General features: G+C 63.0%; 9 protein-coding genes and 1 tRNA gene. 7 read left to right on the forward strand and 3 right to left on the reverse strand.

The annotated features are described in order from the left end of the window. Window positions 1-4: 4 nt before the first annotated feature. Complete coding sequence (locus AC57B6_RS14035) at window positions 5-160, reverse strand: hypothetical protein (RefSeq protein WP_156034548.1); 156 nt, start codon at window positions 158-160, stop codon at window positions 5-7. A 519-nt stretch (window positions 161-679) separates the two neighbouring features. Next, window positions 680-764, reverse strand: a tRNA-Leu gene (locus tag AC57B6_RS14040). Window positions 765-968: 204 nt separating this feature from the next. On the opposite strand from AC57B6_RS14040, the gene AC57B6_RS14045 reads away from it, so the two are divergent. From AC57B6_RS14045 to AC57B6_RS14070, 6 genes are all read left to right on the forward strand, one after another. Then, window positions 969-2,018 carry a LacI family DNA-binding transcriptional regulator gene (locus tag AC57B6_RS14045; RefSeq protein WP_183798495.1) on the forward strand — a complete coding sequence of 350 codons (1,050 nt, stop codon included), beginning with the start codon at window positions 969-971 and terminating at the stop codon, window positions 2,016-2,018. A gap of 80 nt (window positions 2,019-2,098) precedes the next feature. Further along, window positions 2,099-3,178: an ABC transporter substrate-binding protein gene (locus AC57B6_RS14050; RefSeq protein ID WP_030101639.1), complete on the forward strand. Its 1,080-nt coding sequence runs from the start codon at window positions 2,099-2,101 to the stop codon at window positions 3,176-3,178. Next, a complete protein-coding gene (locus tag AC57B6_RS14055; RefSeq protein ID WP_046568458.1) occupies window positions 3,175-3,999 on the forward strand; it encodes an ABC transporter permease in 825 nt (274 codons plus the stop codon). The genes AC57B6_RS14050 and AC57B6_RS14055 overlap by 4 nt, the downstream gene beginning before the upstream one ends. A gap of 32 nt (window positions 4,000-4,031) precedes the next feature. Continuing rightward, window positions 4,032-4,943, forward strand: a complete 912-nt coding sequence (locus AC57B6_RS14060) for an ABC transporter permease (RefSeq protein WP_496421552.1) — start codon at window positions 4,032-4,034, stop codon at window positions 4,941-4,943. Next, entirely contained in the window at window positions 4,940-5,986 is a 1,047-nt protein-coding gene (locus AC57B6_RS14065) for an ABC transporter ATP-binding protein (protein WP_496421544.1), read from the forward strand. The genes AC57B6_RS14060 and AC57B6_RS14065 overlap by 4 nt, the downstream gene beginning before the upstream one ends. A 47-nt stretch (window positions 5,987-6,033) precedes the next feature. After that, on the forward strand, window positions 6,034-6,861 hold the full coding sequence (locus AC57B6_RS14070) for a phosphodiesterase (RefSeq protein ID WP_496421545.1): 828 nt from the start codon (window positions 6,034-6,036) through the stop codon (window positions 6,859-6,861). Between the two features lie 18 nt (window positions 6,862-6,879). Here AC57B6_RS14070 and AC57B6_RS14075 read toward each other — a convergent pair whose 3' ends face one another. Beyond that, window positions 6,880-7,365: a DUF2569 domain-containing protein gene (locus AC57B6_RS14075; RefSeq protein WP_106351504.1), complete on the reverse strand. Its 486-nt coding sequence runs from the start codon at window positions 7,363-7,365 to the stop codon at window positions 6,880-6,882. A gap of 281 nt (window positions 7,366-7,646) precedes the next feature. On the opposite strand from AC57B6_RS14075, the gene AC57B6_RS14080 reads away from it, so the two are divergent. After that, window positions 7,647-8,840, forward strand: coding sequence for an MFS transporter (locus AC57B6_RS14080; RefSeq protein ID WP_496421546.1), 1,194 nt, complete (start codon window positions 7,647-7,649; stop codon window positions 8,838-8,840). The last annotated feature ends 350 nt before the right edge of the window (window positions 8,841-9,190 follow it).

The following is a 9,190-nucleotide window of genomic DNA, read 5'->3' on the forward strand; positions in this document are numbered from 1 at the left end:
GACTTTAGATCAAAATAATTCCCTTTATAGACTGGTTTTTCTGCAAAAGTAAAGCGTGCGCACTTTGCCCCGTCTTCTGGTCCTGACCCACGCCGCCTTTCGGCAGGTCTTCCAGTGAGGCGCGACCCGTGATCGCCGCGAACTCTTCGAGCGAAGCCATGTGCATTGGCGCGATGCTGGTGATTCCCGCCGTCAACAATGAGCGGCACCACTACCCGCAGGAGCAGAAGATGCTTGAAATCGCGCGCACAGGCATTGCGAGGTTGTCGGAACCATCCGGGTAGCGTTCTTTTCGGGGATGCGCATCATACCGATTCACCCGCGCGTCGCCGCCTTGGCTCGGCGCGTACGCTTTACCCCGACGGACAAGCTGTTCGAAGAAGCATGGAAGCAATCGAGAATTGCAGCTGGCCGCCCAGCCATCCGATTTCACGACTTGAGGCACGGCGCCGGGTGGGAAATGATGAATGCCGGCATAGACCCGTTCACGGATGGCGGCGTCCTCGGGCTCAAGTCGTGTCGTATCGACGAAGCGATATTCTCACCTGGTCATGGACCGGCTTGCGGCAGCCGTCGGCAAGACTGGGTACAAAAGGAGGAATCCGGTTTAAGGCAGAACAACCGATACCGCGAAGATTCGCCGGAGATAGCAAAAAACGCTAATCCTTTGCTGGGCAGATGGTGCCGGGGACCGGACTCGAACCGGCAAGCCGTGAAGCGGCGGATTTTAAGTCCGCTATGTTTACCAATTTCATCACCCCGGCAGGGGTAGAACCGCATGTGGACGCGAATTCTACCATTGCCCGGCGAGCGCACCAAACCTGCGCAATCCAGCCGCAGTCCGCCCCCACCCACACCCACCCGTACCCCAGCACTCCACATCCAGGGACAAAACCCGGAGTCATCCGCAAGTCACAAACGTTGCCGATAATCCGCTCACGAAAACGTTTACATGACGAGCGCAACCCATGATCCCAACGATCAAAGATGTCGCCGCCCACGCGGGCTTCTCCATCGCCACGGTCTCGCGCGCAATCAACGCGCCGCACACCGTGAACCCGGTCACGCTCGACAAAGTGCGTCAATCCATCGACGCCCTCAACTTCCGCCCCAGCCCGCTAGGACGGCAACTACGCGGCGAGCGCACGCGCCTCATCGGCGTGGTCCTGCCGACGCTCGCCAACCCCGTGTTCGCCGAATGCCTGCAAGGCATCGACGAACTCGCCGCGGCGCAAGGCTACCGGCTCATGCTGATGACCACCCAGTACGACGCCGACCGCGAACGCCACGCCATTGAAACCCTGCGCGAGCATCGCGTGGAAGGCCTGATCCTGACGGTCGCCGATGCCGACACGCATCCGCTGCTCGACCAACTCGATCGCGACGGCCTGCTCTACGTGCTGATGCACAACGACACGGTACGGCGCCCGGCGGTCTCGGTCGACAACCGGCTCGCCGCGTTCGACGGCGTACGCATGCTGATCGCGCACGGCCATCGCCGCATCCTGATGCTCGCCGGCACACTCGCCGCCTCGGACCGCGCCCGCCAGCGGCATCTCGGCTACGCGCAGGCGATGCAGCAAGCCGGCCTCACCCCCGCGCCGGCACTCGAAGTCGATTTCAACGCCGACGAACTGTCGCCGTCCGTGCTCGCACATCTGACGAGCGGTCCGAACCGCCCGACCGCCCTCTTCTGCAGTAACGACCTGCTCGCGATGGTCGTGATGCGCGGCCTGCGCCGGGCCCGGCTGCAGATTCCGCACGACATGTCGATTCTCGGCTTTGACGGACTCGCGATGGGCGAATTGCTGTCGCCGCCGCTGGCAAGCATCTGCGCGCCGAATCGCGAGATCGGCTGCGCTGCCTGGCAGCGTTTGCTGAGCCGTGTAACGGGCACCTATGAAGCGTCAGGCGAACTGTCGCTCACGTTGACGTTGCCGCATAGTTTGCGCGAAGGCGCCACCATCGCGGCAATTTCGAACCGCGCCGACAATCCGCCGGCGCATGCGTCGGCGTAAGCCGCAGAGCCGTTTGCATAAGCCCTAACCGCTACGTTGAACCTCAAACCACCCGCTCTCTTCTCTTCAGGAGACCCGCAGTGATCCGCTCGTCAACACGTTTTGCTTCATCGATCAAACCGCTCTGGCGCCGACTCGCCCGCACCACGGCCGGCGCGCTGTCGGCCGGCATGATGGTCACCGCCGCGCTCGCCGCTCTCGCACCGCAAGCGGCCCACGCCGACGAAACCGCGATCTGCTACAACTGCCCGCCCGAATGGGCCGACTGGGCGAGCCAGATCAAGGCGATCCAGCAGAAGACCGGCATCCGCGTGCCGTTCGACAACAAGAACTCCGGTCAATCGATCGCGCAACTGATGGCCGAGCAGAAGAGCCCGGTTGCGGACGTGGTGTATCTCGGCGTGTCGTCGGCGTTCCAGGCAAAAGACAAAGGCGTCATCCAGCCGTACAAACCCGCACATTGGGACGACATTCCGGCGAACCTGAAGGACCCGCAAGGCTACTGGTTCTCGATCCACTCCGGCACGCTGGGCTTTTTCGTCAACAAGGACGCGCTCGAAGGCAAGCCGGTGCCGCGTTCGTGGGCCGATCTGCTGAAGCCTGAATACAAGGGCATGGTTGGCTACCTCGATCCGTCGAGCGCGTTTGTCGGCTATGCGGGCGCCGTCGCGGTGAATCAGGCGCTTGGCGGCACGCTCGACAACTTCGAGCCGGGCCTCGACTGGTTTCGCAAGCTGAAGGCCAACGCGCCGATCGTTCCGAAGCAAACCGCCTATGCGCGCGTGATGTCCGGCGAGATTCCGATTCTGCTCGACTACGATTTCGACGCTTACCGCGCAAAATACAAGGACCACGCCAATGTCGAATTCGTGATCCCCACGGAAGGCACGATCTCGGTTCCATACGTGATGAGCCTCGTGAAGGGCGCGCCGCATGAAGCGAACGGCAAGAAGGTGCTCGACTTCGTGCTGTCGGACGAAGGTCAGAAACTGTGGGCCGAAGCCTATCTGCGCCCGGTGCGCGCCAATGCAATGACGCCGGACATCGCCGCCAGATTCCTGCCCGCGAGCGATTACGCGCGTGCCAAGCCGGTCGACTTCGGCAAGATGGCAGAGAAGCAGTCCAGTTTCGGTGAACGTTATCTACAGGTGATGCATTGAACGATGTCACGTTCCCGCTGCGCTGGCGCATCGCCCTGATCGCGCCGGCGCTGGTGGTTTTCATCGCATTCTGGCTGTTGCCGATGGGTGCGCTCGCGCAAATCAGCGGCGACGGCCACGCGTTCGCGACCTATCGCGCGATGCTGGCGAATCCGCGTTACATGTCGAGCCTCGGCGCGACTGTCGTGCTGTCCGCGGCAGTCACCGCGGCAACCCTGGTGCTCTCGGTAATCGCCGGTTTGCTGCTGGCGCGCCGTGAGTTTCCGCTCAAGCGCACGTTGCTCGCGCTGTTGACGTTTCCATTGGCATTCCCAGGTGTCGTGGTCGGCTTCATGGTCATCATGCTGGCGGGACGCCAGGGCTTGATCGGCGCGCTGTCGTTGAAACTCACCGGCGACCGCTGGGTGTTCGCTTACTCGATGAGCGGCCTGTTTCTCGGCTACCTGTACTTCTCGATTCCCCGCGTGATCGTCACCGTGATGGCCTCGGCCACCAAGCTCGATGCGTCGCTCGAAGAGGCCGCGCGTTCGCTCGGCGCATCGCCGTGGCGTATCACACGCGACATCGTGTTGCCCGCGTTGTCGCCGGGTCTGATCGCGGCGGGCGCGGTATGTTTCGCGACCGCGATGGGCGCCTTCGGCACCGCCTTCACACTGGCCACCGACATCGACGTATTGCCGATGACCATTTACACCGAGTTCACGCTCAACGCGAACATGGTGACGGCGGCGGGTCTGTCGATCGTGCTCGGCATCGTCACCTGGGCCGTGCTGGCATTCGCTCGCAGCGTGAGCGGCTCGGCAGTCGCGGCAAGCGCATGAGCGGCATGTCCAAACCCGATCACAAGACTTCGATGAATTCCATCAGCACTCCCCTTCAGCCGGCTGCGAAGCCGCGCGCGCGACGGCTCGGACTACCCACCTCGCGCACCTGGCTGGCAGCCGGCCAGTGGTTCGTTACGCTGCTGCTGTGCGCGTTTCTGATCGTGCCGGTCGTAATGTCGATCATGGCCGGACTCACGGTCAACTACTTCAAGGGTATATCGAGCGGACTCACGCTGCGCTGGCTCGGCGAAGTGTGGACGCAGTATCACGACTCGGTATTTCTCTCGCTCGAAGTGGCGGCAGCGACCTTGCTGATCACGCTGCTGACCGGCGTGCCCGCCGGCTATGTGCTGGCGCGCAGCAAGACGCGGCTCTCGCGCATCATCGAAGAGTTTCTGGTATTGCCGATCGCGTTGCCCGGCCTCGCTTCCGCGCTTGCGCTGCTGGTGGTCTACGGCGGCTTCACGATGTTTCGCATGAGCGTTGCGTTTATCGTCGTCGGCCACGTGGTGTTCACGCTGCCGTTCATGGTCCGCGCGGTTGCCGCCGTCTGCGTGAGCAGCGATCTGCGCACGCTCGAAGAAGGTGCGGCGAGCCTCGGCGCAAGCTTCCTGCAACGCTTCGTCACGATCGTGCTGCCGAATGCACGGCCGGGAATCGTTGCGGGCGCGCTGGCGGTGCTTACGCTCTCGATCGGCGAATTCAACCTGACATGGATGCTGCACACGCCCGACACCAAGACGCTGCCGGTCGGCCTTGCCGACACCTACGCGTCATTGCGCATCGAAATCGGCAGCGCCTACACGATTCTGTTTTTCATCATGACGATGCCGCTGCTCGTCGCGATGCAATGGCTCGGCGTCGATGCGACCGGCCAGCGCAGCGCGGGGAAAAAACGCGCCGCCTCCCGTTCGAAGCCTTCACCGACGTCCACGCCATGAAACTCGACTCCGTTCCCATCACGCTCACGCAATGCGCAAAAACGTTTCGCGGCACACGTGTGCTCGAACCGCTCGATCTGCACATCGGCGCGGGCGAGACACTGGTCTTGCTCGGCCCGTCCGGTTGCGGCAAAACCACTACGCTGCGCATGATCGCGGGCCTCGAAACACCTGACACCGGCGGCAGCATCGCATTCGGCGACGAAGACGTCACCGCGTTGCCGATCGAAAAACGCCAGGTCGGCATGGTGTTTCAGAGCTATGCGCTGTTTCCGAATCTGACCGTGCGCGGCAACATCGGCTACGGACTGAAGATCAAACGCGTGCCGGTTGAAACCGAACGGCAACGTGTCGACGAATTGCTCGCGATGATGCGTCTCACCGCTCACGCCGACAAGCCGATCGATCAGCTTTCGGGCGGGCAGCGCCAGCGCGTTGCACTGGCGCGCGCGCTGGCCGTGCAACCGCGCGTGCTGCTGCTCGACGAACCGCTGACCGCGCTCGATGCGCGCTTGCGCGACACCTTGCGCAGCGAGATGAATACGCTGCTGCGCGAGTTAGGCATTACCACCGTCTACGTGACCCACGACCAGGCCGAAGCGATGGAACTCGGCGACCGTATCGTCGTGATGAGCGCCGGGCGCATCGAGCAGATCGGTTCGCCGCGCGATATTTACTACCGTCCGGCAAATCGCACGGTCGCGCAATTTGTCGGCACGATCAACCGGCTGGCGGGCGAGCGGCGCGAAGGCCTCCTGACCACGACCGGCGGAACCGTCCCGTTGCCGTCGGGCCCCGGGCATGCAAGCGCGGCACACGAATTCTTCTTCCGGCCCGAAGATGCATATCTGGCCGACCCAGCCACGGCGCAATTGCGCGGCAACATCGAAAGCACCGCGTTTCTCGGCGAGCGCACCCGCTTGACGATCGGCGGCGCCGCACCGGACGCCTTGCTGATCGACGTCGCGGGCCGGGTAGAACTCGCACGCGGCACACCGGTCGGGATTTCGATCGCGCAAGACGCGCTGATTGCGCTATCGTAAAGACACAGCGCTGCGATTCTGGCGCGCCATAAAAGAAGGACATCCCCATGCTGCTGGCTCAAATTAGCGACCTGCATATCAAACGACCCGGCGCGCTGGCGTATCGCCGCGTCGACACCGGCGCCTATCTCGCGCGCACGGTCGCCGCGCTCAATGCGTTGGAGCCGCGTCCCGACGCGGTGATCATGACCGGCGACCTCGTCGATCAGGGTGACCCGGAACAGTACGCGCACCTCAAAACGCTGCTGGCGCCGCTCCAAATCCCCTACTTCCTGCTAGTGGGCAATCACGACGAACGGACTGCGTTGCGCGCGGCGTTTGCCGATCGCGCCGAATTACACAGTGGCGGCGAGTTCGTGCACTACACGGTCGATATCGGAGCGCTGCGGATAATCGCGCTCGATTCGATGGTACCGGGCGCAAGCGCCGGCAATCTGTGCGACGCACGGCTCGCCTGGCTCGCGACGCAACTCGATGCGGCCCAGGGAAAGCCGACGGTGGTCGCGCTGCACCATCCGCCGTTCGTCTGCGGTATCGGACACATGGATGAATTGCGGCTCGACCCCATTGCCGCCAGCAAGCTCGCCGCCTTGATCGCTCGTTATCCGAACGTCGAGCGGGTGATCTGCGGCCATGTGCATCGGCCGATGTTCGTGCGGTTTGGCGGCACGATCGCGTCGGCGGTGCCGGCGCCCGCGCACCAGGTCGGGCTCGATCTGCGCGAGGACGCGCCCTCGGCATTCGTGATGGAGCCGCCCGCGTATGCGCTGCATCGCTACGATCCGGCAACGGGCATCGTCACGCATCATGCGTATGTCGACAAGGCCGATGGCCCGTATCCGTTTTACGAGCCGGAAGGCGCGTTGATCGATTGACGGCGGCGCCGCGCCGGATCAGACAGCGACAAAGGTTTGCCGCACACGCCGGGACAGCCTGAAATACGGTATCCCGAGCGCGGCGGCAGCGACGGCTTGCACGAAGCCGTCGAATGGAATGGCGATCGCGATACTGATGGCGTGGGTCATGTGATCGCCCAGCAGGTAGGCGACGGTGCGCATGACGACGATCGCCAGCAGCCACGCCTGCACCTGCCCCGGAAACCGCGCCGATCTGCGCCGCACGAGCAGCGCCAGCCAGCCGGCACCGGCGACGATAAACAACCCGATGATCACGTCGCAGCCCACCATTGCGATCACGGTGCGATACCAGCCGTGCGTTTCGGGACGCACGAATACGGCCAGCAACTCCCACTCGAGCATGAGCTTGAGCGGATCGCGCAAGGCGAACGCGGTTGAACACGCCCATGCCGCGAGGCAGATCAGCGCGATGAGCAGGCAGCCGCCGATTCGTCGGGGTTCGGGTTTCGAGCTTATGGTCATGGAATCGGTTATTTGATAGATCTGATCGCGCGTGCTGCGCGCGCCGATTCTACGAACGAAAACCGAACGACCATCTCATTTTTGCTGCCCGGTGTTTAGAGCAGCTTGCGCGCCGCGCTTTATAGCCTCCGCTTTACAGCAACTGCTTCCCACCCGCGCAGCCTTTCCTTCAATCGTGCACACGGTGCGTCGCGGGGGCGGTCAGCACGATTGCGACCGCTCCGGTATGATCGGCACGCTTGAGGACTGTGCATGGGCCGGTCCGTCGATGGTTTGCTCACATGTCCACATCCGAAGCTTCCACTCCTGCTTCCACCGACCGGTCTTTGCGCGGTCTTCTGCTGCTCCTCGCGACGATTGCCGGCGTGGCGGTCGCGAACATCTATTACAACCAGCCGTTGCTCGACAATTTTCGGCAATCGTTTCCGAGCAGTGCGTCGTGGGTTGGCGTGGTGCCGGCTGTGACGCAGCTTGGCTACGCAGCCGGGATGCTCTTGCTGGCGCCGCTCGGCGACCGCTTCGATCGTCGCCGCCTGATTCTGCTGCAGATCGTGGGCATGTGCATAGCGCTGGTGGTGGCGGCCGCGGCGCCGACACTGTCGGTGCTGATTATCGCGAGCCTCGCGATCGGCGTGCTTGCCACTATTGCGCAGCAGGCCGTGCCGTTCGCGGCCGAACTCGCGCCCGCATCCGCGCGTGGCCATGCCGTTGGCACGGTGATGAGCGGATTGTTGCTGGGGATTCTGCTGGCCCGGACTGCGGCGGGCCTCGTCGCCGAGTATTTTGGCTGGCGAGCCGTGTTTGGTGTTTCGGTGGTTGCGTTGCTGGCGCTGGCGGTGGTGATCATTCTGCGCCTGCCGAAGAGCAAGCCGACGTCGACGTTGCCGTACGGCAAGCTGATGGTTTCGATGTGGCACCTGATCGTCGAGCATCGCGCGCTGCGTGAGGCCTCGCTGACCGGCGCGGCGATGTTCGCGGCGTTCAGCATTTTCTGGTCCGTGCTGGCGTTGTTGCTGGCGGGCGCGCCGTTTCATCTTGGGCCGCAGGCTGCGGGTCTGTTCGGGATCGTCGGTGCGGCGGGGGCGATGGCTGCGCCGCTGGCCGGCAAGTTTTCCGACCGACGCGGGCCGCGGACGATTATCACCGTGTCGATTGTGCTGGTGGCGATTTCGTTTGTTGTTTTCGCGTTGTCGGCGAAGAGCATTGTCGGGTTGGTGATCGGCGTGATCGTCCTTGATATTGGTGTGCAGGCGGCGCAGATTTCCAATCAATCGCGGATTTACGCGCTGAAGCCGGAAGCGCGCAGCCGCGTGAATACTGTTTATATGGTGGCGTATTTTATTGGCGGCGCTGTCGGGTCGGGGGTCGGCGCGGTGGTTTGGCCGGCTTTTGGGTGGATTGGGGTTAGTGTTGCTGGGGTGGCTTTTGCCGGGCTGGCGGCGTGGAATCATTTGAGGCTTCCAGCCGAAGGGTGAAGGGTGAAGGGCCTGCCCGGCAGGTGGGGGCCTTCGCGGCGCTTTTTGTTGGCTGGCTCTTTTTGGCGGTGCCTTGCTGTGTGTTTGTGATCTGTTCTGGGGTTGGTCTTTTGGCCTTTCCTTGCTTTGTTATCGGTCTATTAGCGTTGCCCCTGTGCGGGGCGGCACCTACTTTTCTTTGCCTGCCGCAAAGAAAAGTAGGCAAAAGAAAGCGGCTCAAACCGCTAATTTGTATTGAACTAGACTAAATCTGACAGTGGTTGGTTTCTCGTGCTGTTTGCGCTGGCGCGAAGGGCGTAGCCCGGAGCGCCAGCGCAAACAGCGAACCGCAAGGAGTCCGCCATGACTCA

The sequence above is a fragment of the Paraburkholderia sp. BGA-UO-ETr-F12 genome, from assembly GCF_059567945.1.

What these genes read in the sequence shown, in the direction of transcription:
- AC57B6_RS14045 (WP_183798495.1), top strand. Translation starts at nt 969, where the DNA reads ATGATCCCAACGATCAAAGATGTCGCCGCCCACGCGGGCTTCTCCATC.
- AC57B6_RS14080 (WP_496421546.1), top strand. Translation starts at nt 7,647, where the DNA reads ATGTCCACATCCGAAGCTTCCACTCCTGCTTCCACCGACCGGTCTTTG.
- AC57B6_RS14035 (WP_156034548.1), bottom strand. Translation starts at nt 160, where the DNA reads ATGGCTTCGCTCGAAGAGTTCGCGGCGATCACGGGTCGCGCCTCACTG.
- AC57B6_RS14075 (WP_106351504.1), bottom strand. Translation starts at nt 7,365, where the DNA reads ATGACCATAAGCTCGAAACCCGAACCCCGACGAATCGGCGGCTGCCTG.
- AC57B6_RS14070 (WP_496421545.1), top strand. Translation starts at nt 6,034, where the DNA reads ATGCTGCTGGCTCAAATTAGCGACCTGCATATCAAACGACCCGGCGCG.
- AC57B6_RS14060 (WP_496421552.1), top strand. Translation starts at nt 4,032, where the DNA reads ATGAATTCCATCAGCACTCCCCTTCAGCCGGCTGCGAAGCCGCGCGCG.
- AC57B6_RS14065 (WP_496421544.1), top strand. Translation starts at nt 4,940, where the DNA reads ATGAAACTCGACTCCGTTCCCATCACGCTCACGCAATGCGCAAAAACG.